Origin of the sequence: Micromonospora ferruginea (assembly GCF_013694245.2) — a bacterium.
Classification (GTDB): Bacteria; Actinomycetota; Actinomycetes; order Mycobacteriales; family Micromonosporaceae; genus Micromonospora; species Micromonospora robiginosa.
On the sequence record NZ_CP059322.2, the window covers coordinates 3446233 to 3470559 of the forward strand.

The 24327-nt window shown below is 76.8% G+C and carries 6 protein-coding genes; all 6 read left to right on the forward strand.

Annotated features, from left to right (window positions below; all coding sequences use genetic code 11):
* Window positions 1–560 precede the first annotated feature (560 nt).
* The 6 genes from H1D33_RS14755 to H1D33_RS14780 are packed head-to-tail and all read left to right on the forward strand — an operon-like array spanning window position 561 to window position 24237.
* A complete protein-coding gene (locus H1D33_RS14755; RefSeq protein ID WP_181567519.1) occupies window positions 561–12533 on the forward strand; it encodes a non-ribosomal peptide synthetase/type I polyketide synthase in 11973 nt (3990 codons plus the stop codon).
* Window positions 12530–15682 (forward strand): non-ribosomal peptide synthetase, encoded by a 3153-nt coding sequence (locus H1D33_RS14760; protein WP_181567518.1) that lies wholly within the window; start codon window positions 12530–12532, stop codon window positions 15680–15682. The genes H1D33_RS14755 and H1D33_RS14760 overlap by 4 nt, the downstream gene beginning before the upstream one ends.
* Entirely contained in the window at window positions 15679–16722 is a 1044-nt protein-coding gene (locus H1D33_RS14765; RefSeq protein ID WP_181567517.1) for a TauD/TfdA family dioxygenase, read from the forward strand. Before H1D33_RS14760 ends, H1D33_RS14765 begins: the two co-directional genes overlap by 4 nt.
* Window positions 16719–17738 carry a TauD/TfdA family dioxygenase gene (locus H1D33_RS14770; RefSeq protein ID WP_181567516.1) on the forward strand — a complete coding sequence of 340 codons (1020 nt, stop codon included), beginning with the start codon at window positions 16719–16721 and terminating at the stop codon, window positions 17736–17738. The genes H1D33_RS14765 and H1D33_RS14770 overlap by 4 nt, the downstream gene beginning before the upstream one ends.
* Window positions 17735–23068, forward strand: a complete 5334-nt coding sequence (locus tag H1D33_RS14775; protein ID WP_181567515.1) for a non-ribosomal peptide synthetase — start codon at window positions 17735–17737, stop codon at window positions 23066–23068. The genes H1D33_RS14770 and H1D33_RS14775 overlap by 4 nt, the downstream gene beginning before the upstream one ends.
* Window positions 23065–24237, forward strand: coding sequence for a trans-sulfuration enzyme family protein (locus H1D33_RS14780; protein WP_181567514.1), 1173 nt, complete (start codon window positions 23065–23067; stop codon window positions 24235–24237). Before H1D33_RS14775 ends, H1D33_RS14780 begins: the two co-directional genes overlap by 4 nt.
* Window positions 24238–24327: the final 90 nt, after the last annotated feature.

The following is a 24327-nucleotide window of genomic DNA, read 5'->3' on the forward strand; positions in this document are numbered from 1 at the left end:
CGTCACCGGGGAGCACATTTTCCGACCCGTACGCCACGGCCTCGGCGCAATTGTCGAATCGACGACGGATGCCGGTCGGCGGACGGACCGGCGGGGCCGGACACGGGATTGATCGTGACGGTAATCCATCGAAGATCACCCTGTCAACGACGGCACTCGACACCGCTCTGACCAGCGAATACCTGCCGTGATCCGGCATCACCGGCGACGCCGCGCGCATCCGGGCATATCCCTCCACAGTGCTGCCGAGACCACCGAAGCCGCCGATGACCGAAACGAGCGACATCACCGCCGGGCCGGCCCGAGTCGCGACGTCGGGCCGCCGCAATCGCATTTCTTACCGGTGCCGGGTAATTGGCCGAACGTGTTGCCTCGGGCACCGAACGCGTCGACCACCGGCACGATCCGGGGATCGGCCTACGAAGATCGCCGGTGACATGATGGGCGAGGTTCCCCATCGAGGAATCCTGATCTTTTCCATCACCCGGCCGACCCGGGCGCGAGCGTGCGCGCCCGGACGGAGCCCACCCGGCGGCCGGGACGTGACGAAGGCGGAGGCGATGACCGACGTCCTGCGGACCCGGCGACCGGCCCCACCGGCGCGGCCCGATCCCGGCCGCCCCGCGCCGGCCACCGCGGCCCAGCGCCAGATGTGGCAACTGGACCGGCTCGACCCGGGCTCGGCCGGCTACCTGGTGCCACTGGCCTACCGGCTGCACGGCCCGCTCGACGTCCCCGCGCTGTCCGCGACGCTCGACGACCTGGTGGCCCGGCACGCCGCGCTGCGCACCACGCTCACGGCCGGACCGGACGGCGACGACCCGGTCCAGGTGGTCCACGAGCCGCGCCCGGGGCTGCTGCGGGTGCACGACCTCAGCGGCCTGCCGAGCTGGCAACGCGACCGGGAGGTGCGGGCCCGGCTGCGCGCCGCCGCCCGCGACCCGCTCGACCTGACGCGTGGGCCGGTGTTCCGGGCCGACCTGGTGCGGTGCGCGCCGGAGGAGCACGTGCTCCTGCTGACCATCCACCACGTCGCGATCGACGAGTGGTCGCTGGGCATCCTGCACGAGGAGTGGGAACGGCTCTACCCGGCCCACCGCGCGGGGCGGCCGGCGGTGCTCGACCCGGTGCTCGGCGACTGCCGCGACCTCGCGGTCCGGCAACGGGACTGGCTCGCCGGGGCGGAGGCGGCGGCCCAGCTCGACCACTGGCGGGACCGGCTCGCGGGCGCCCCCGCGGCACTCGACCTGCCCACCCGGGGGCCGCGTCCGGCGGTGCCGTCCGGCGCGGGCGCCACCCTCACGGTGCCGCTGGAGGTGCCGGCCGAGGCGCTGGCCGCGTTCTGCCGGCGGGCCGGCGCGTCGCCGTACATGGCGCTGCTGGCGGTGCTGCACGTGCTGCTGGCCCGCTGGACCGGCGAGCGCGACGTGGTGGTGGGCACCCCGGTGGCCGGGCGACGCGGTCCGGAGACCCGGCAGCTCGTCGGCCTGCTGCTGAACACCGTCGCGATCCGGGCCCGGCTGGACGACGACCCGTCCTTCGCCACCCTGCTGGACCGGGTGCGCGGCGCGGTGCTCGACGCCCTGAGCCGGGAGGAGCTTCCCTTCTCGACCGTGCTGGAGACGCTGCGCCCGGCGCGCCGGGCCGGCTTCAGCCCGCTGTTCCAGGTGATGTTCGTGTACGGCCGGGAAGCCGCCCCGCCCCGCCTGGACGGCCTCCAGGTGAGCACCGTCGAGGTGCCGCCGGACACCGCCAAGTTCGACCTCACGGTCGCCGTCCGGGAGGACGACCGGGGGCTGCGGACCGTGCTGGAGTACCGGACCGAGCTGTTCGACGCGGACACCATGGCCCGGCTCGCCGGGCACTACCAGACGCTGCTGGCGTCGCTGCTGGCCGATCCGGACGCGCCGGTGGGCTCGGCCGCGATGCTCACCGCCGCGGAACACCGGTGGCTGGTCGGCGAGTGGAACCGCACCGCCACCCCGGCCGAGCCGGACGAGCTGGTCCACACGCTGATCGAGGAACAGGCCCGGCGTACCCCGGACGGGGTGGCGGTGACCGACGACGTGGCCGCGCTGAGCTACGCCGAGCTGCACGCCCGGGCCGAGGCGCTGGCCGGGACGCTGCGCGCCCGGGGCGTCGGCGTCGGCGGCCTGGTCGGGGTGCTGCTGCCCCGCACGGTCGACTTCACCGTGGCGGTGCTGGCGGTGCTGCGGGCCGGCGCGGCGTACGTGCCGATGGACCCGGCGAACCCGCCGGCCCGGCTGCGGCACCTGATCGACGACACCGCCGCCCGCACCGTGCTGACCTGCGGCGAGCTGGCGCACCTGGTGCCGGGCGACGCGGCGGTGCCGGTGCCGGGCCCGGAAACCCCGGTCGCGGCGGCGGAGCCGGCACGTGGCGGCGGCCCGCGACGCCGGCCACGCCGCCGGCCGGCGCCCACCGCCGACGACCTGGCGTACGTCATCCACACCTCCGGCTCGACCGGCCGCCCGAAGGGCGTCATGGTCACCCACCGGGGGGTCGCCAACTACGTGCGCTGGGCCACCCAGGCCTACCGGCTGCGCGCCGGGGACGTGGTGCCGCTGCACTCGTCGGTCGGGTTCGACCTGACCGTGACCAGCCTGCTGGTGCCGCTGGCCGCCGGTGCCACGGTGCGGATGATCGGCGAGCACCTCGGCCCGGCCGCGCTGGGCGAGGCGTTGCGCGACACCGCCACCCCGTTCGGCCTGGTCAAGATCACCCCGGCCCAGTTGGAGCTGGTCACCCACCAGCTCCGCCCAGAGGAGCTGGCCGGGCGCACCCGGTGCTTCGTCATCGGCGGCGAGAACCTGCGCGCCGACCAGGTCGCGCCGTGGCGGACGCACGCGCCGGAGACCGCCCTGGTCAACGAGTACGGCCCGACCGAGACCGTGGTCGGCTGCGCCGCGTACGAGGTGGAGCCGGACACCCTCGACGGTGGTTCGGTGCCGATCGGCCGGCCGATCGCCAACACCGCGCTGTACCTGCTCGACCGGTGGGGCAACCCGGTGCCGGTCGGCGTGGTCGGCGAGCTGCACGTGGGTGGCGCCGGGGTGGCACGCGGCTACCTGGGGCAGCCGGCGCGCACCGCCGAGCGGTTCCGCCCCGACCCGTTCTCCGGCGTGCCCGGCGCGCGCCTCTACCGCACCGGCGACCTGGCGCGCCGCCGCCCGGACGGGGTGCTGGAATACCTGGGCCGCACCGACCGGCAGGTCAAGGTGCGCGGCTACCGGATCGAGTGCGGTGAGATCGAGGCGGCGATCCGGCGGCACCGGCCGCGGGCCGACGTGACGGTCCAGTTGCGCCACGACGATCCGACCGACCCGCGCCTGGTGGCCTACCTGGCCGGCCACGGGGCGGACCCGGCCGGGCTGGCCGCCGCGCTCGCCGCCGAGCTGCCGTCCTGGCTGGTGCCGGCCGCGTTCGTGCGGCTCGACGCGCTGCCGCTGACCGGCAACGGCAAGGTCGACCCGGACGCGCTCCCCGCACCCGACCCGGCCGCCGTCCGCCAGGCCGCCACCCCGGACCGGCTGCGCCCGGCCGGTCCCACCGGAGCCGGGACGACCGTCCGACCCGGGGCCGAGCCGGCCCGCTGGGACGCCGACCGGGTACGCCTGGAGCGGCTGGTCGCGCAGGTCTGGCGGGAGGTGCTCGGCGTCGACCGGGTCGGCCCCCGGGACAGCTTCTTCGACCTGGGCGGGCACTCGATGCGGCTGCTCGCCGTGCTCGACCGGCTGCGCGCCCGGCTCGGTGACGTGCTGACCGCCACCGACCTGTTCCGCCACCCGACGCCCGAGTCGCTGGCCGCGTACCTGGTCGGTGTCACGGCGGGCGGCGCGGAGCCGGCGGCGCCGCCCGTCGCGCGCCCGGCCGCGACCGCCGGCCCGGCCGACGGTGCGGTCGCCGTGGTCGGCATGGCCTGCCGCTTCCCCGGCGCCCGCACCGTGGACGAGTTCTGGGCGAACATCCGCGACGGGGTGGAGTCGGTCGGCGAGTTCACCGTCGAGGAGATGCTCGCCGACGGCGCGGACCCGGCCCGGATCGACGACCCGGCGTACGTGCGCGCCGGCACCGTGCTGCCCGGCATCGACGAGTTCGACGCGGCCTTCTTCGGCGTCACCCCGCGCGAGGCGCAGACGCTGGACCCGCAGCACCGGCTGCTGCTGGAGTGCGCCTGGCACGCGCTGGAGCACGCCGGGCACGACCCGTCCCGGCACGCCGGCCGGGTCGGCCTGTTCGCCGGCTCGGGCCGCAGCTCCTACCTGCTCGACCACCTCAGCGGCCACCCGGAGCTGACCGCCGGGCTCAGCGAGCACCAGATCTCGCTCGGCAACGACAAGGACTTCCTGCTCAGCCGCGTCGCCTACCAGCTCGACCTGACCGGTCCGGCGGTCACCGTGTCCACCGCCTGCTCCACCTCGCTGGTGGCCGTGCACCTGGGCCGGCAGAGCCTGCTCAGCGGCGAGTCCGACGTGGTGCTGGCCGGCGGCGTCAGCGTCTTTCCCGCCCAGCGGCGCGGCTACCTGTGGCACGACGGCGGCATCTACTCCCCCGACGGGCACTGCCGGCCGTTCAGCGCCGACGCGCGCGGCAGCATCGAGTCCAGCGGCGTCGGCGTGGTCGCGCTCAAGCGGCTCGCCGACGCGCTCGCCGACGGCGACACCGTCTACGCGGTGATCCGAGGCTCGGCGATCAACAACGACGGGGCGCGCCGCACCGGCTACACCGCGCCGGGCGTCGCCGGGCAGGTCGAGGTGATCAGCCGGGCGCTGGCCACCGCCGGGGTGAGCCCGCGCACGGTGGGCTACCTGGAGGCGCACGGCACCGGCACCAGCCTCGGCGACCCGATCGAGGTGGCCGCGCTGACCGAGGTGTTCCGCCGCGACACCGACGAGCGGGGCTTCTGCCGGCTCGGCTCGGTCAAGGCCAACATCGGGCACACCGACGCGGCGGCCGGGGTGGCCGGTCTCATCAAGACCGTGATGGCGCTGTGGACGCGGACCCTGCCGCCGACCATCAACGTGGACCGGCCGCACCCGGCGATCGACGTCACGGCCGGCCCGTTCCGGCTGGACCGCGCCGCCGGCCCGTGGCCGGCCGACGGCCCGCGCCGGGCCGGGGTCAGCTCGTTCGGCATGGGCGGCACGAACGCGCACGTGGTGCTGGAGGAGCCGCCGACGGCGCCGAGGACCGCGCCGGCCCCGGCCGGGCCCCGGCTGCTGGTGGTGTCGGCGCGTACCCCGGCGGCGCTGGAGCGCGCCACCGGGCAGTTCCGCGACCACCTCGACGCCCACCCGGAGGTGGCGCTCGCGGACGTCGCGGCGGCGCTGGGCCGTCGGCAGCCGATGACCCACCGGCGGTACGTGGTGGCGGCGGACCCCGCCGACGCGGTGTCCGCGCTGGACGACCCGGCGCGCCGGCTCACCGGGGCCCACCCGGGCGGCCGGCGGACGCTGGTGTTCGCCTTCCCCGGCCACGGCGCGCAGCACGTGGCGATGGGTGCCGGGCTCTACCGGTCCGAGCCGACCTACCGGGCCGTGGTGGACGAGTGCGCCGGCCTGCTCGGCACCGACCTGGGGCGGGACCTGCTCGCCGTGCTCCGCCCGGCGCCCGGTGGGCACGCGGCGGCGGAGCGGTTGCTCGACCGTCCCGCGCTGGTGCAGCCCGCGCTCTTCGTCACCGGGTACGCGCTGGCCCGGACAATGATGGGCCGGGGCGTGACCCCGGACCTGATGGTCGGCCACAGCCTCGGCGAGTACGTGGCCGCGTGCCTGGCCGGCGTCTTCTCCCTCGCCGACGCGCTGCGCCTGGTGCGGGTGCGCGGCGAGCTGGCGGAACGGACGCCGGCCGGGGCGATGCTCGCGGTGGGGCTGCCCGAGGCGGCGGTGACCGGGCTGCTCGGCGACGGGCTGTCGCTGGCCGCGGTGAACGCCCCGGAGCTGTGCGTGGTCTCCGGCGACCCGGCGGCGGTGGACCGGCTGCGGGACCGACTGACCACCGACGGCGTCGACTGCCGCCCGCTGCGGGTGGCCCGCGGTTACCACTCCGCGCTGCTCGACGGGATCCTCGACGAGTTCGCCCGGCACGCCGCCACCGTTGAGTACACCGAACCCGAGCACCCCTACCTGAGCAACCTGACCGGCGGGCCGGTCACCCCGGGCCTGGTCACCGACCCGGCCTACTGGGTGCGGCACCTGCGGGAGCCGGTCCGCTTCGCCGAGTCGGCCGCGCTCTGCGCCGAGCAGGAGGCGGCCGTGGTGGAGCTGGGACCCGGGCACGCGCTCGGCGGCCTGGCCCGGCTCGCCGGGGTGCGCCCGGCCCACGCGGTGGCGGCGATGCGGCATCCCCGCGCCGACGCCGACGACCTGGTGACGCTGCTCGACGCGGTGGGCCGGCTCTGGCTGGCCGGCGTCCCGGTCGACGTGGACCGGTTCCACGGCGACGGCGACCGCCGGGTCCCGCTGCCGGGCTACCCGTTCGAACGGCAGCGGTACTGGGTCGCGCCCGCGCCCCGGCCGGCCGCGGTCGGGTCGGGATCCGGGCCCGTGCGGGTCGCGGTCCCGGCCGGCGCGCCGGTGGCGGAGCCGTGCGAGGACGCGAGCACCGCGCCGGTGCCCGCCGGCAACCGGCCGGCGCTGAGCACCGCGTACGTGGCGCCGGCCGGTCCGGCGCAGGAGTCGGTGGCCGAGGTCTGGGCCGACCTGCTCGGCATCCGGCCGATCGGCGCGCTCGACGACTTCTTCGAGCTGGGCGGCCACTCGCTGCTCGCCACCCAGGTGGTGGTGCGGCTGCGCGCCCGCCTCGGCGTCGCGGTGCCGCTGGAGACCGTCTTCGCCCGGCCCACCGTCGCGGCCCTGGCGGCGGCGCTGCCCGACGCCGACCGGGTCGCACCATCGACCGCGCACCCGTCCGCCCCGGCGGCCGGCGGCGCCGAGGCGGGCACGTCGAGCGCCGAGCCCGACCGGGTCGGCGGCGCGGCGGTCGACGCCGACGGGCCGCCGGCCGGCGAGCGCATCCCCCGCGCCGCAACGGACGCCGGCCCCGCGCCGCTCTCCTCCGGCCAGCACCGCCTGTGGTTCCTCGACCAGGCGTACGCGCAGAACGCGTACACCGTCGGCACCACGCTGCTGCTCGACGGCGCGCTCGACGTGGCGGCGCTGCGCGCCGCGCTGGCCGGGCTGGTGCGCCGGCACGAGGCGCTGCGCACCGTGTTCCCGCTCGGCCCGGACGGCGACCCGGTGCAGCGGGTGCTCCCGGCCGGGCCGGTGGAGCTGCCGGTGGTGACCGCCCCGGCGGGCCCGCACCCGGCCGGGCCGTCGAGCATCGTCGAGCCGGCGGTGGCCGAGGCGGTGCCCGGGTGGGTGCACGCGGCGCTCGCCGCCGACGTGCGACGCCCGTTCGACCTGGCCGCCGGGCCGCTGTTCCGGGCCGTGCTGCTGCGTGTCGCCGACGACCGGCACGTGCTGTCGCTGACCATGCACCACGCCGTCTCCGACGGCTGGTCGCTGGGCGTGGTGGCCCGCGAGGTGGCCTTGCGCTACGCCGCCGCCCGGCTGGGCGACGCCGACCCGCTGCCCGAGCTGGCCGTCCAGTACGGCGACTACGCGCGCTGGCAGCGCGGCCGGCTGGCCGAGAAGGACCGCCCGGACCTGGCGTACTGGCGTGGACAGCTCGCCGGCGTGCCGGCCGCCCTGGAACTGCCCACCGACCGGCCGCGTCCCCCGGTGCAGACGTTCGACGGCGCGGTCCGCACGCTGCTCCTGCCCCGCCCGGCCGCCGACGCGGTACGCCGGTTCAGCCAGGAGCACGGCGTCACGCTGGCGATGACGCTGCTGGCCGCGTGGCAGACGCTGCTCTGGCGCTGGAGCGGCCAGCGCGACGTCTGCGTCGGCACCCCGGTCGCCGGCCGGGTCCGGGCCGAGTTGGAGCCGATGGTCGGCTTCTTCGTCAACATGCTGCCGATGCGGACCGTGCTGGACGGCGACTGGACGTTCGCCGAGCTGCTCGGCCGGGTCCGGCGCACCGCGCTGGACGCGTACGAGCACCAGGAGGTGCCGTTCGAGCGGCTGGTGGACCTGGTCGACGCGCCCCGGGATCTCAGCCGTAATCCGCTGTTCCAGGTGATGTTCAACCTGCTCAACGTGCCCGAGCAGCGGGACACCGACGCGGCCGGGGTGCGGATGACCCCGTTCGCGGTGGAGCCGGGCATCGCCCAGCAGGACCTGGCGCTGTACGCGTACGAGGTGGCCGAGGGGCTGCGGTTCCGGCTGGAGTACAACACCGCGCTGTTCGACGCGTCGACCGCCGAGCGGATGGTCGGTCACCTGGAGACGCTGCTCGCCGCCGCGCTCGCCGACCCGGGCGCCCGGCTGGCGACGCTGCCGCTGCTCACCGCCGCCGAGCGCGCCCGGTTCGCCGACTGGAACGACACCGCCGCGCCGGCCGGCTGGGACACCCCGCCCGGCCGGGTGCCGACGCTCGTGGACCTCGTCACGCACCAGGTGACGGCCGGTCCGGACCGGCCGGCCGTGACGTTCGGCGCGACCACGCTCGACTACGCCACGCTGGACGCGCGGGCCAACCGGCTCGCGCACCGGCTGCGCCGGGCCGGCGTCGGGCCGGACGTGCCGGTCGCGGTCTGCCTGCCCCGCTCCGCCGACCTGCCGGTCGCGCTGCTCGGCGTGCTCAAGGCCGGCGGCGCGTACGTGCCGGTGGACCCGGAGTACCCGGTCCAGCGGCAGCGCTACGTGCTGGCGCACAGCGGCGCCCCGGTGCTGGTCACCGAGCCGGACCTGGCCGACCGGTTCGGGTTCGCCGGCACGGTGGTGACGCCGGACGCGGCCGGGGAGCCGGACACCGCGCCGCCGCCGTCGGCCGGGCCGGACCACCTGGCGTACCTGATCTACACCTCCGGCTCGACGGGCCGCCCCAAGGGCGTCCGGGTCACCCACGGCGCGGTGGTCAACACGCTCGCCGCGATGCGCGAGCGCCCCGGCCTGACCCGCGACGGCACCATGCTGGCGATGGCCAGCTTCGCCTTCGACATGTCCGTGCCGGAGCTGTTCCTGCCGCTGGTGGTCGGCGCCCGGATGCTGCTGGTGGACCGGGACGTCGCCTACGACGCGTCCCGGCTGGCCGCGCTGCTCGCCGCCGAGCGGGTCACGCTGGCCCAGGGCACGCCGACGACCTGGCGGCTGCTGATCGAGTCGGGATGGACCGGCACGCCGGGGCTCACCGCGGTGTGCGGCGGCGAGGCGGTTCCCGCGCCGCTGGCCCGGGACCTGGCCGGCCGGGTGGACGCGCTGTGGAACCTCTACGGCCCGACCGAGGCCGCGGTCTGGGTCACCATGGACCGGATCACCCCGGACGAGACCCGGCCCACGATCGGCCGGCCGATCGGCAACATGCGGGTGCACCTGCTCGACGCCGCGGCGCACCCGGTCCCGGTGGGTGTGCCCGGCGAGATCCACCTGGGCGGGCCGGGGCTGGCCCGGGACTACCACGACGACCCGGCGCTGACCGCCGCGCGCTTCGTGCCCGACCCGGACGGCGGCGGCCGGCTCTACCGCACCGGCGACCTCGGCCGACGGCTGGCCGACGGCCGGATCGAGTTCCTCGGCCGGGGCGACTCGCAGGTGAAGGTGCGCGGGTTCCGGATCGAGCTGGGTGAGATCGAGGCGGTGCTGCGCCGGCACGACGCGGTCCGCGACGCCGCCGTGGTGGTCCGCGAGGACGCGGGCGAGAAGGCCGTGGTGGCCTACCTGACGCTGACCGGTGGCCCCGAGCCCGACGCCGGGGGCGAGCTGACCGCCGACTTCGCGGCCGACCCGGCGCCGTGGCGGGCGTTCGTGCGCACCTGGCTGCCGGACTACATGGTGCCGTCGGCGTTCGTGCCGATGAACCGGATGCCGCTCAACGCCAACGGCAAGGTCGACCGGTCCGCCCTGCCCGCGCCCCGCCGGGACCGGGCCGCCGCCGGCGCGGGTGAGCCGGACACCCCGCTGCGGGCGGCGCTGGCCCGCCGCTGGGCGGAGGTGCTCGGGTACGACCGGGTCGGCATCGACGACGACTTCTTCGACCTGGGCGGCGACTCGTTCCGGGCGATCAAGGCGCTGGCCGGCAGCGACCCGGCGATCAGCGTGCTCGACCTGTTCCGCCACCCGACCATCCGGGGGCTGACCGAGCACCTGGACGCCACCGGCGGCTCGGCCGGGAGGCTGCTGCACGAGCTGACCCCGGCCCGGCCGGGCACCACGACCACGTTGACGCTGCTCTGCGTACCGTTCGGCGGCGGCTCCGCGATCACCTTCCAGCCGCTCGCGGACGCTCTGCCGCCCGGGGTGTCGCTCTACGCCCTGGAACGCCCCGGGCACGACCTGAACCGCCCGGACGAGCCGATGCTCGACCTGGACGAGCTGGTGGACCGCTGCGTGGCCGAGGTGGTCGGGCAGATCACCGGGCCGGTGGCGGTGTACGGGCACTGCGTCGGCGGCGCCGAGGCGGTCGAGCTGGCCCGCCGGCTGGAGGCGGCCGGCGTCGAGGTGACCGGCGTGGTGATCGGCGCGCACTTCCCCGCGCCCCGGCTGCCCGGCCGGGTGTTCGGCTGGCTGCGCCGCTGGTTCCCGGTGGAGCGCTGGGCGTCGAAGCGGCGCACGCTGGAGTCGCTGCGCGCGATGGGCTTCTTCACCGAGGTCTTCGACGCGGCCGAGAAGGACTTCGTGATGCGGGTCGTCCTGGCCGACTCGGCCCGGGGCGAGGACTACTACACCGACGTCTACGCGGCCGGCCTGCCGGCGAAGCTGTCCGCGCCGCTGGTCTGCGTGGTCGGCGGCGGCGACCGGGCCACCGAGCTGTACCAGGAGCGCTACCTGGAGTGGGAGTTCTTCGCCGACCGGGTGTCGCTGGAGGTGATCGAGGGCGCCGGGCACTACTTCGCCAAGCACCAGCCGGCCGAGCTGGCCGCGATCATCCTGGCGCACTGCGCCGCCGCGCCGGACCCGGCCACCGTCGCACCCGCGCCGGACGGCGCCACCGCCGGGGCCGAACCGGCGGACGGGAACCAGCCCGCCGGCGTACCCGGGAGGGCGCGGCCGGCCCGGGCGGCCCGGACCGCCCCGGCGGCGGCGACCGCGGCGGACGTCGCGGTGCGGCGCCCGGCGACGCCCAGCCTGGCGGTGTTCTACCTGGTCGCGATCGGGCAACTGGTGTCGCTGATCGGCAGCGGGCTGACCGCGTTCGGCATGGGCCTGTGGGTCTACCAGCGGACCGGCTCGGTGTCGCTGTTCGCCACCGCCACCGTGCTGGCGCTGCTGCCGGCCGTGGTGCTGTCGCCGATCGCCGGCGCGCTGGCCGACCGGTGGGACCGCCGACGGATCATGGTGTTCGCCGACTGCCTGGCCGCCACCGGCACGGTCAGCCTGGCGCTGCTGCTCTGGCTCGGCCACCTGCACCTCTGGCACATCCTCACCGCGATCACCGTCACCGCCGTGGCCACCGCGTTCCAGCAACCCGCCTACCAGGCGGCGGTCACCCAGCTCGTGCCGAAGCGCTACTACGGGCGGGCCAACGGCATCGTCTCGCTCGGCACCGCCACCAGCACCGTGCTGGCCCCGCTGGTCGGCGGCGCGCTGGTGCTCGCGGTCGGGCTGCGCGGGATCGTGGTGATCGACCTGGTCACGTTCGCGGTGGCGGTCACCGTGACGCTGTCGGTCCGCTTCCCGGACACGCTCTTCGTGCGGCGGGAGGAGCCGTTCCGGCGCGAGGTGCTCGGCGGCTGGCGGTTCATCGTCCGGCGGCACGGGCTGGTCGCCCTGGTCGTCCTGGTCGCGTCGCTGAACTACTTCTTCGCCATGGTCGAGGTGCTGGTCACCCCGCTGACGCTCTCCTTCGGCGACCCGGCGGCGCTCGGCCGGGTGCTGGCCGCCAGCGGCGTCGGCATGGTCGTCGGGTCGGTGCTGATGGGCGTCTGGGGCGGCACCGCCCGGCGTACCACCGGCATCCTGGCCAGCGTCGTGCTGCTCGGCGTCTCGCTGCTCACCGTCGGGCTGCGGCCGGACCCGCTGTTCCCGGCGCTCGGCCTGTTCGGCATGGGCCTGGCCACCGCGCTGGTGAACACGCACTGGCTGGCCATCGTGCAGGCCAAGGTGGGTCTGGAGTTGCAGGGCCGGGTCCTCGCCATGGCGCAGATGCTGTCCTGGCTGATGGTGCCGGCCGGGTTCCTCAGCGCCGGCCCGCTCGCCGAGCACGTGCTCGCCCCGCTGGCCCGCCCCGGCGGCCCGCTCGCCGGGCTGGTCGGCACCGGGCCGGGGCGGGGCATGGCGCTGGCCGCGATCCTGGCCGGGCTCTGCGCGCTGGCGCTGGCCGCCGGCGGCATCGCGTACCGGCGGATCCGGCGGCTGGAGGACGAGCTGCCGGACAACGACCCGGGCCGGGTCGTGCTCGCCGACAAGGACCGCATCCAGGAGGAGGCGGACCGCCGCCTCGCCGCCGTGGCCGGCGGTGGTTCCCGGTGAGCGCGCCCGCCCGACCCGCCGGCCCGACCCGCCGGTCCGCCACCAGTCGCGCCGGGGCCGGTCCGGCCACGGTGGACTGCCTGCACCGGATGGTCGCCGCCCAGGCCGCCCGCACCCCGGACTCCGAGGCGGTCCGGCACGTCGACACCGCGCTCTCCTACCGGGACCTCGACCGGGCGGCGAACCGGCTGGCCCGGGTGCTGCTGGCGCGCGGCGTCGGGCGCGGCGACCGGGTCGGCGTCTGCCTGCCGCGTACGCCCGAGCTGGTGGTCGCGCTGCTCGGCGTGCTCAGGGCCGGCGCCGCGTACGTGCCGCTGGACCCGGCGTACCCGGCGGCCCGGGTGGCGTTCATGACCGCCGACTCGGGGGCGCGGCTGGTGCTGACCACCGCCGGCCTGGCCGGCCGGTTCCCCGGCCCGACCGTGCTCACCGACCGGCTCGACCCGGCCGGCGACGCCACCGACCCGGCGGTCCCGGTGACCCCGGACGACCTGGCGTACGTCATCTACACCTCCGGCTCCACCGGCCGCCCCAAGGGCGTGGCGATCGAGCACCGCTCGGCGTCGACGCTGCTGCACTGGGTCCGGCAGGCGTTCGACGACACCGAGCTGGGCGGGATGCTCGCGGCCACCTCGGTCTGCTTCGACCTGTCCGTCTTCGAGATCTTCGGGCCGCTGGCCTGGGGCGGCCGGGTGCTGCTGGTGGACGACGTGCTGGCGCTCGCCACGCCGGGCGCGCACCGGCTTCCGGTCACGCTCGTCAACACCGTGCCGGCCGCGATGGGCGAACTGCTCACCGCCGGGGCGCTGCCGGCGACCGTCCGCACGGTCTGCCTGGCCGGTGAGCCGCTCACCGCCGCGCTGGCCGCCCGGGTGTGGGCCCGTCCGCACGTGCGCCGGCTGTGCAACCTGTACGGCCCGTCCGAGGACACCACGTACTCGACCTGGGCCGAGGTGCCGCCGGACGGAGGTGACCCGCCGATCGGCCGGCCGCTGCCGGGCACCCGGGCGTACGTGCTCGACCCGGACGGCCGGCCGGTGCCGCCGGGCGAGGCGGGCGAGCTGCACCTGGCCGGCGCCGGGCTGGCCCGCGGCTACCTGGACCGGCCGGCGGAGACCGAGGCGCGGTTCCGGCCGGACCCGTTCCGCCCCGGTGAGCGGATGTACCGCACCGGGGACCGGGTCCGGCTGCGCCCGGACGGGCAACTGGCCTACCTGGGCCGGCTCGACGACCAGGTGAAGCTGCGCGGCTACCGGATCGAGCTGGGCGAGGTGGCCGCCCGGCTCGCCGAATTGCCCGGCGTACGCGAGGCGACCGCCGCCGTCCGGCCCGGCCCGAGCGGCGACCCGCTGCTGGTCGGCTACCTGGTCGGCGAGCCGCGCGACGACGTCCGGGCCCGGCTGGCCGAGGTGCTGCCGGGTCCGCTGGTGCCGGCCGCCGTGGTCTGGCTGGACCGGCTGCCCACGCTGCCCAACGGCAAGGTGGACCGCGCCGCCCTGCCCGCGCCGGACCTCGGCGCCGCCGCCGGCCCCGGTTCGCTCGACGGCACCGCCGCCCTGGTGGCGGGGGTCTGGCGGGACCTGCTCGGGGTGCCGGTCACCGGCCCGGACGACGACTTCCTCACGCTCGGCGGCGACTCGCTGCTGGCCGTCCGGTGCGCCACCCGGCTGACCGACGTGACCGGCCACCGCGTCGACCCCGGCGACCTGTTCGCGCACCCGACCGTCGCCGCCCTCGCCGCCCACCTCGACGCGCTCGCCCCGGCCGGGGACGAACCGGCGGCGGCCGGCTCCCCGGCCGGGGACGGGCCGGCGCCGCTCTCCGCGGCGCAGCGGCGGTTCTGGTTCCTGCACCGGCTCGACCCGGCCGACACGTCCTACCTGCTGGCGTTCGCGGTCCGCTTCGCCGCGCCGCTCACGGCGGCCCGCCTGACCCGGGCGCTGCACCGGGTGGTCGACAGGCATCCCGCGCTGCGCACCGTCTTCCCCACCGGACCGGACGGGCCGGCGCAGGTGGTCCGCCCGGACGCCCGGCCGGACCTCCTCGTCGCGCCGGCCGACCCGGACACGCCGCTCGACGCCCGGCTCGACCGGCTGGCCGCCGAGGCCACCGCCGTCCCGATGGACCTGGCCGACGGGCCGCTGCTGCGCGCGTACCTGCTGCCGGACGGCGTGGGCCGGGCGGAGGCGCTGCTGCTGGTCGTGCACCACGCGATCGCCGACGACTGGTCGTTCGGGGTGCTGGTGCGCGACCTCGCGGAGTCCTACGACGACCCGGACGCGCCCGCCGAGCCGGCACCCGGGCCGGCGGTCCTCGCCGCCGCGCAGCACGCCTGGCTGGCCGGCCCCGCCGGCCGCCGCGCCACCGACGAGCTGCTGCGCGAGCTGCACGGCGCCCCCACCCTCCTGGAGGTAAGGCGGGGCCCCCGCTTAACGCCTGCGGTAGAGCAGGGGCCCCCGCTTAACAGCCCGGCCCGGGGAGGCGCCGCGCTGCGGACCACGGTGGACGCGGGGACCGCGGTGGCCGTGCGGGAACTCGCCCGCACGAGCCGGGCCAGCCTGCACATGGTGGGGCTGGCCGCGTTCGCCGCGCTGCTCGGCGCCGCCACCGGCCGGGACGACCTGCTGGTCGGCGTCGCGTTCGCCGGGCGCACCAGCGTGACCGCCGAACGCGGCGTCGGCTGCCACGTCAACACGCTGCCGCTGCGCCTGCGCCCGGCCCCGGACCGGTCGTTCGCCGACCTGCTCGCCGAGGCGCGACGGGTCACCCTGTTCGCCGCCGCCCGCCAGGACGTCCCGTTCGACCTGCTGGTCGAGCGGCTGCGCCCGGAGCGCCGTCCGGACCGCAACCCGCTGGTGCAGGTCGCGTTCGGGGTGCAGAACGCCCCGCCGGCCCGGCACCGCAGCGTCGTCGGCGGCGAGTTCACCGGCGTCGAGCTGACCCCGGACGCGGCCCGCCTCGACCTGACGCTCTGGCTGGACGACCGCCGGGACGGGCTGGAGGCGCTCTGGACCTACCGCACCGACCTGTTCGACCACGACACGGTGGCGGCGTGGCACCGCCGCCTCACCGCGCTGCTGCGTACCGCCGCCGCCGACCCCCGGCGCAGTCCGGCCGACTGCGCCGACACCGCTGGGAGTGAGAGATGACCGATCAGATCCGGGTCACGCGGCCCGTCCCCCGCCGCGGCCGGGAACGGAACCTGGTGGACGTACGACCGGACTGGCCCGGCGGCCCGCTGCCGGCTCTGGTGCGCGCCACCGTGCCCGACGTGGACCTGGCCGGCTGGCTGGCCGGGCACCGCGACGAGGTGGACGAGCTGGCCCGGCGCGCCGGGGCGGTGCTGTTCCGCGGCTTCGCGGTGGCCGGCGCGGACGACTTCCGCACCGTGATGGGCGCGCTCTCCGGTGACGTGCTGGCCTACGGCGAGCGGTCCTCGCCGCGCAGCCGGGTCACCGAGGGCGTCTACACGTCCACCGAGCATCCCGCCGACCAGCCGATCGTGCTGCACAACGAGCAGTCGTACACGGTCAACTGGCCGCTGCGCATCGTGTTCCACTGCGAGGTCGCGCCGGCCGCCGGTGGCCGTACGCCGCTGGCGGACAGCCGCCGGGTGCTGGCCCGGCTGCGCCCGGAGACGGTCGACGGGTTCGCCCGCCGGGGCGTGCTCTACCGGCGCAACTACCTGCCCGGCATCAGCCTGTCCTGGCAGACCGCGTTCCAGACCGACTCCCGCGCCGACGTCGAGGCGTACTGCGCGCGGGCGCTGATCGACGTGGAGTGGGTGGGCGAGACGCAGTTGCGGACCCGGCAGGTGCGCCCGGCGGTGCGGCGGCACCCGGTCACCGGGGAACGCACCTGGTTCAACCACGCGTTGTTCTTCCACGTCACCTCGCTGCCGGCGGACGTCAGCGCCGGGCTGCGGGCGGCGCTGGCCGAGGAGGACCTGCCCTACCAGACCGCGTACGGCGACGGCACGCCCATCGGGGACGACGTGCTGGCCGAGCTGCGTGCCGCGTACGCGGCGGAGACCCGCTCGTTCGACTGGCAGGAGGGCGACGTGCTGCTGGTGGAGAACATGCTCGCCGCGCACGCCCGGGAGCCGTTCACCCCGCCCCGACGGATCCTCACCGCCATGTCCGACCCGGTAGCCGCACCGGAGCTGCACACCGGGGACGGTGCCGCATGAGCGCCCCCGGCCCCCGCCGCCGCGCCGCCGGTGGCACGGTCACCGCGCCGGTGACCCGCCGTACGCTCGGCCCGGACGGCTTCGTGCTGCTGGTCGAGGCCGCCGTGCCGGACCTCGACCTGGCCGGCTGGCTCGCCGGGCGGCGGGCGGAGCTGCTGGCCGACCTGGACCGGCACGCCGCGGTGTTCTTCCGCGGCTTCGACGTGCGCAGCGCCGACGACTTCGGCCGGGCGGCCCGCGCGGTCGACCCGGACCTGCTCGGCTACCTGGAACGGGCCGCGCCCCGGCACGAGGTGGCCGACAAGGTGTTCACCTCCACCGAGTTCAACGCCGCCCAGTGGATCCCGCTGCACCACGAGATGTCGTACTCGCACAACTGGCCGACGCACCTCTACTTCCACTGTGCGCAGCCGGCCACCGGCGACGGCGGCGCGACCCCGCTGGCCGCCGAGCGGGTGATCACCCCGCTGATCCCGGCGGAGGTGCGGGAGCGGTTCACCCGCGACGGCGTCCGCTACGTGCGCAACTACGGCCCGCACCTGGACCTGCCCTGGCAGGAGGCGTTCCAGACCACGGACCGGGCGGAGGTGGAGGCGTACTGCGCCGCGTCGGCGACGGAGTTCACCTGGCGGGGCGACGACGGGCTGCGGACCGTGGCGCGGCGGCAGGCGACGGCCGTCCACCCGCGTACCGGGGAGACGGTGTGGTTCAACCACGCCCACCTGTTCCACGTGTCGAACATGCCGCCCGAGGTGGCCGGCGCGCTGAGACGCGAGTACGGCCCGGACGGGCTGCCCCGCAACGCCCACTACGGCGACGGCGAGCCGATCCCCGATGACGTGGTCGGCGGCATCCGCGAGTTGTACCGGCAGCACGCGATCTCCGTGCCCTGGCGGCGCGGCGACGTGCTGGTGGTGGACAACTTCCTGGCCACCCACGGCCGGGAACCCTTCACCGGCGACCGGCAGATCCTGGTCGCCATGTCCGATCTCTACGTCAACCGGAGTGTGTGGTGAACGGATACCGTCTGTCCCCGGTCCAACGGCTGGCCTGGGCCGGCAAGCAGGACCTGGTCCGGGCCCGGGTGCGGCTGGACCGGCCGCTGGACCGGGCCCGGCTGCAGGCCGCCGTGGACGCGGTGGTGGCCCGGCACGAGGCGCTGCGGCTGACCCTGGTGCACCACCCCGGCCTGCGGGTGCCGTTGCAGGACGTGGACGACGACCGGACCGTCACCGTCGACGCGCAGGGCGAGCTGTCGGTGACGCTCACCGACGAGGCGCTGGAGCTGGCCGCCACCCCGCTGGTCGCCGACCCGGCCAGCCTGCGGTTGGTCCTGGCCGACCTGGCCCGGGCGTACACGGGTGACCTCCCGCCGGCCGACGAGGAGGCGTTGCAGTTCCTCGACGTCACCGAGTGGCAGGTGGAGGAGCGGGAGGCCGCCCCGGTGCCCGCGCCGGTCGCGCCGGCCGCGCGGCTGGTCGAGCCGCACGGCGACGACCCGGGCGCGGTGGTCACCGCCACGCTGCCCGCCGCCGAGGTGGCCGCCGTCGCCGAGGTCGCCGGCTGCGCCGCCGGCACGGTGCTGCTGGCCGCGTGGGCGCTCGCGGTCGCCCGCCGGGCCGAGACGCCGGACGGGGCCGAGGAGGCGGACCTGGTGCTGGCCCGCTGGCACGACGGCCGCCGGGCCGAGGGCACCGCCGGCGTGGTCGGCCCGCTGGGCGGCTACGGCCCGCTGCGGCTGGCCCTGCCGCTGCCGGCCGGACCGGCCGAGCTGCTGGCCGCGGTACGCGCCGCCGAGGCGACCGCCGACGAGACGTTCCACCTGGTCGACCCGGTCGACGAGAGCACCGCCGCGGCGGCCGGGTTCGCGGTGCAGCCGGCGGTCGCCCCGGACGCCCTCGCCGCCCTGGGCGCGACGACCGCCGAGGTGCCCGTCCCGCCGCCGCCGAGCGGCCCCCGACTCACCGTGCTCACCGGCCCCGCTTCCGGCACCGGCACCGGCGACAGCGCCGGCACCGGCGAAGGCATCGGCGAGGCCGACGTCACGCTCCGGGTCACCGGCGGCCAGTGGTTGCTCGACTCGCTGGTGGCGGTGCTGCGCAGCCTGCCGGCCGCGCTGGCCGGGGACGCGCCGCTGGCCGTGCTCGGCGCCGGGGAGGCGAAGTGGCTGTCCGAGGCCGGCGGCACGGCGGCCACGGCGCCGGCGCGTACCCTCGTCGACCTGCTCGACGCCGGCCTGGCCGCGATGCAGCCGCAGGCCCCGGCCGTGGTGGCGGCGGACGGCGCGTACCCGGTCGAGGAACTGGACCGGCGGGCCGCCCGGGTGGCCGCGGCGCTTGCCGCGCGCGGTCTGGCCGGCGCGCCGGTGGGCGTGCTCGCGGCCCGGTCCCGGGAGACCGTGGTGGCGTTCCTGGGCGTGCTGCGGGCCGGCGCGGTGTTCGTGCCGCTGGACCCGGACGCCCCGGCGCCGCGCCTGGCCGCGCAGGTGGGCGCGGTCGGCGCGGAGTGCGTGGTCGGCGTCGGCGGGCCGGCGACCGTGTCGGTGGACGAGCTGGTCGCGGCCGGCGGACCGCCGCCGGCACCGCCCGCACCGACCGACCCGGCGTACGTCATCTTCACCTCCGGCTCGACCGGCACGCCCCGGCCGGTGCGGGTGTCGCACGCCGCCGCCGCGCACCTGGCCGGCGCGCTGGAGGCGACCGTGTACGCGGGCCGCCCGGCCGGCCTGCGGGTGGCGGTGAACGCGCCGCTGACCTTCGACGCCTCGGTGAAGCAGCTCGTGCAGCTCGCCCACGGGCGGAGCCTGTTCCTGGTGCCGGAGGACGCGCGCCGCGACGGCGCCGCGCTCGCCGCCACGCTGGCCGCGCACCGGGTGGACGTGCTCGATCTGACCCCGTCGCAGGTGCGCATCCTGCTCGCCGGCGCGGGCGACACCCGGCTGCCCGGTCTGCTGCTGCTCGGCGGCGAGGCGGTGCCCGAGGACCTGTGGGCCACGGTGGCGGCGCTGCCGGGCGTGCGCGCGGTCAACCTGTACGGCCCGACCGAGTGCACGGTGGACACCACCGTGGCGGAGATCCGGGCCGAGGACCCGCCGACGATCGGCCGTCCGCTGCCCGGCGTCGCGGTGCGGGTGCTGGACGAGCGGCTGTGCCCGGTGCCGCCGGGCGTGGCCGGGGAGCTGTGCGTGGCCGGCCCGCAGCTCGCCGACGGCTACCTGGGCGACGAGGCGGCGACCGCCCGCCGGTTCGTGGACCTGCCGCTGCCCGACGGCGGTGTCGAGCGGGTCTACCGGACCGGCGACCGGGTCCGCTTCGACGCGCGGCGGCGGCTGCGCTACCTGGGCCGGCTCGACGACCAGGTGAAGATCCACGGTTTCCGGGTGGAGCCGGGCGAGGTGGCCGCCGTGCTGCGCGGGCACCCGGAGGTGGCCGACGCCGCCGTGGTCGCCCGCGACGACGACGGGTACGGCGACCGGCTGGTCGCCTACGTCCGGTCCCGCGCCGGGGCGGCGCTGGACCTGACCCGGGTCACCGGGATCAACCCGCACGAGACCCGCTACCTGTACGACGAGATCTTCGCCCAGCGCGTCTACCTGCGCGACGGGATCGTGCTGCGTCCCGGCGCGACGGTGCTCGACGTGGGCGCGAACATCGGCATGTTCTCGCTCTTCGTGCACCAGGTCTGTCCGGACGCGACGATCCACGCGTTCGAGCCGGTGCCGGCCGTGGTCGAGGCGCTGCGCCGCAACGTCGCCGAGTTCGGCGTGCCGGCCACCGTGCACCCGCACGGGCTGTCGCGGGAGCCGGGCGAGGTCTCGTTCACCTACTACCCGGGCTACTCGATGATGTCCGGCCACGCCGCGTACGCCGACCCGGACGCCGAGATCGGCGTGATCAAGCGGTACCTGGCCAACGAGCGCGACGCCGGCGCGGGTGAGCGGGACGTGCTGCTCGACCGCGCCGACGAACTGCTCGCCGAGCGGTTCGCCGGCCGGGAGCTGACCGTGCCGGTCCGGCCGCTGTCGGCCGTGCTCGACGAGCTGGCCCCGGCCCGGATCGACCTGCTGAAGATCGACGTGCAGCGGGCCGAGGCGGACGTGCTGGCCGGGCTGGACGACCGGCACTGGCCGCTGGTCGCACAGGTCGCCATGGAGGTGCACGACGCGCCCGGCACCGCCACCGCCGGCCGGCTGGCCGAGCTGGTCGCGCTGCTGGAGGCACGCGGCTTCACCGTGCTCACCCGCCAGGACGACCTGCTGGCCGGCACCGACCGGCACACCCTGCACGCGGTCCGCCCGGAGTACGCCGCCGCGCCCGGTGAGGTGATTGGCGGGGGCCCCGCCACAGCAGATTCCGATAACGCGGGCCCCCGCCTCACACTTCGGGAGTGGCTGGCCGAACGGCTGCCGGCACACCTGGTGCCGGCCGCGGTGGTGGTCCTGGACGAGCTGCCGCTGACCCGCAACGGCAAGCTCGACCGGGCGGCGCTGCCCGCGCCCGCACCGGAGCGTCCGGCCGGCGACCCGGCGGTGACGCCGGCCAACCGGGCCGAGGAGATCCTGGTCGAGGCGTGGCGCGAGGTGCTCGGCGTGGCCACGTTCGGCGTGACGGACAGCTTCTTCGCGCTCGGCGGCGACTCCATCCGCAGCATCCAGATGCAGGTCGCGGCGCAGAAGCGGGGGCTGTCGTTCCAGCTCAACGACATCTTCACCCACCAGACCATCCGGGACCTGGTGGCGCACGGCCGGATCACGCTGGACGGCGTCGCGCCCGAGCCGGCCGCGCTCGACGGGCGGTTCGCCCTGGTCGACGCCGCCGACCGGGAGCGGCTGCCGGACGGGCTCACCGACGCGTACCCGATGACCGCGCTCCAGCTCGGCATGGTCTACCACGGTGAGCTGACCGGCGACCCGGCCGTCTACCACAACGTCACCGCGCACGAGGTGGCCGCGCCGCTGGACGCGGCGGCGCTGCGGCGCGCGCTCGCCGCCCTGCTGGACGCGCACCCGGTGCTGCGGACCGGCTTCGTGCTCGGCACGTACGCCGAGCCGTTGCAGCTCGTGCACGCGCGGGTGCCGGTCGACCTGCCGGTGACGGACCTGACCGGTCTCGACCCGGCGGCCCGCCGGGCCCGGGTCGACGCGCTGGTCGCCGAGGAGCGCCGCCGCCCGTTCGACTGGGCCCGGCCGCCGCTGCTGCGGCTGCACGCGGTCCGCACCGGCGGTGACGGGTTCACGCTGCTGGTGGCCGAGCACCACGCCGTCCTCGACGGCTGGAGCCTGCACCTGCTCCTGACCGACCTGCTCGCCGGGTACGACCGGGAGCGGGCCGGCGCGCCCGCGCACGCCGACGCCGGCCTGCCGTTCCGGGAGTACGTGGCGGCGGAACGCGCGGCCCTGGCCGACCCGGCGACCCGCCGGTTCTGGTTGGACGGCGCCGGGGCCGCGCCGCCGCTGCTGGTCGGCGGCGTGCGGCCGAGGACCACCACCACCCAGCGGGTGCCGCTGCGCTCCGGCACCACCGAGCGGGTGGCCGAGGTGGCCCGCGACGCCGGGGTGCCGGTGAAGTCCTGGCTGTTCGCCGCGCACCTGCGGCTGATCGGCGAGCTGGCCGGCCGGGACGACGTGGTCAGCGGCCTGGTGGTCGGCGGCCGGCCGGAGGGCGAGGGCAGCGACGCCACGCTGGGGCTGTTCCTCAACACGCTGCCGGTGCGGGTCGCACTGGGCGGCCGGTCGATGGCCGAGCTGGCCGCCGAGGCCTGGCGGGCCGAGCGGGAGCTGATGGGACGGCACCGCTTCCCACTCGCCGAGATCGTCCGGGCCGGCGGCGCGGGCCCGCGCTTCGACCACTTCTTCAACTGGACCCATTTCCCGGCGCGTCCGGCGGGCGACGGCAGCCGCATCGTGGACAGCCGGGGCGTCACCGTGGACGTGGCGTTCAGCCTGGCCGTCGACGCGGAGCTGGACGCCGGGCGGCTCGGGCTGATGATCCAGTACGACCACCGGCACGTGCCGGCCGGCCGGGTGGACGCGCTGGCCGACGGCTTCCGTCGGTTGCTGGCCGCCGACCCGGACGCGCCGCTGCCGCGGGTGGCCGACTCCACGCCGGTGGACGGCGGCGACGCGCGCCGGCGGTGGGCGGACCGGGTGGCGGCGGCCTGGCAGGAGGTGCTGGGCACCGCGCCGCGCGACCCGGAGGCCGGGTTCCTCGCCGCCGGCGGCGACTCGCTGCGCGCGTTGCGGCTGGTCACCGTGCTGCGCCAGCGCCACGGCAGCGACCTGACGCTGCCGGAGTTCACCGCGCTGGGCAGCTACCGGGCGCTGGTGGACCGGGTGGCGCGCGGATGACCGGGTTCGGCACCGCCGCGGTGCACGGCGACGACGGGCTGGTGCCCGGCGGGGCGGTCGCGCCGCCGATCGTGCAGAGCGCCACGTTCAGCGCCGAGTCCGACGAGCGGTTCACCGAGATCGCCACCGAGGCGCGGGGCAGCGCGTTCTACACCCGCTACGGCAACCCGAACCACGCGCAGGTGGCCGCCGTGGTCGCCGAGCTGGAGGGCGCGGAGACCGGGCTGGTCACCGCGTCCGGGATGGGCGCGATCAGCACGGTCGCGCTGGCCCTGCTCGCCGCCGGCGACCACGTGGTGGTGCAGCGCAGCACGTACGGCGGCACCACCTCGCTGGCCACCGGGCTGCTGGCGCGGTTCGGGGTGGCCTGCACCCAGGTCGACCAGACCGACGCCGACGCGTTCGTCCGGGCGCTGCGCCCGGAGACCCGGCTGGTGCTGGTGGAGACGCCGAGCAACCCGCTGCTGGAGCTGACCGACCTGGCGGCGGTGGTGGCGTCGGCGCACGCGGCGGGCGCGCTGGTGGTGGTGGACAACACGTTCGCCACCCCGGTCAACCAGCGTCCACTGGCCGCCGGGGCGGACCTGGTCTGGCACAGCGGCACGAAGTTCCTCGGCGGGCACTCCGACGTGTCCGCCGGGGTGGTGGTCGGCGGCGCGGAGCTGGTCGAGCGGGTGTGGCGCACGTCGATCGTCACCGGCGCCACGCTCGGCCCGGTGGACGCCTGGCTGCTGCTGCGCGGCCTGCGGACGCTGTCGCTGCGGGTCGAGCGGCACAACGAGAACGCGCTGGCCCTGGCGCGGGCGCTGGAGGACCATCCGGCGGTGGCCCGGGTCCGCTACCCGGGACTGGCCTCGCACCCCCAGCACGCGCTGGCCCGGGCGCAGATGACCGGGTTCGGCGGGGTGCTCGGCGTGGAGCTGGCCGCCGGCCGGGCCGGCGCGGCGGCACTGCTGGGCGGGCTGCGCCTGGCCAAGCGGGCGGCCAGCCTGGGCAGCGTCAGCACGCTCGTGGTGCACCCGCGCTCGATGTGGGCCGGGATCGTGGACGCCGAGCAGCTCGCCGCGGCCGGGATCGGCGAGGGCCTGGTGCGCGTCTCCACCGGCATCGAGGACACCGACGACCTGGTGGCCGACTTCCGGGCGGCGCTGGAGGGCGCGCCGGCCTGACCGCTCAGGGCGCCTCGTCGCCGCGCTTCTCCTCCTGGGCCAGCACCGCGTCGCGGCGCTGCGGGTCGGTGCGCTCGGCCAGCTCGGCGG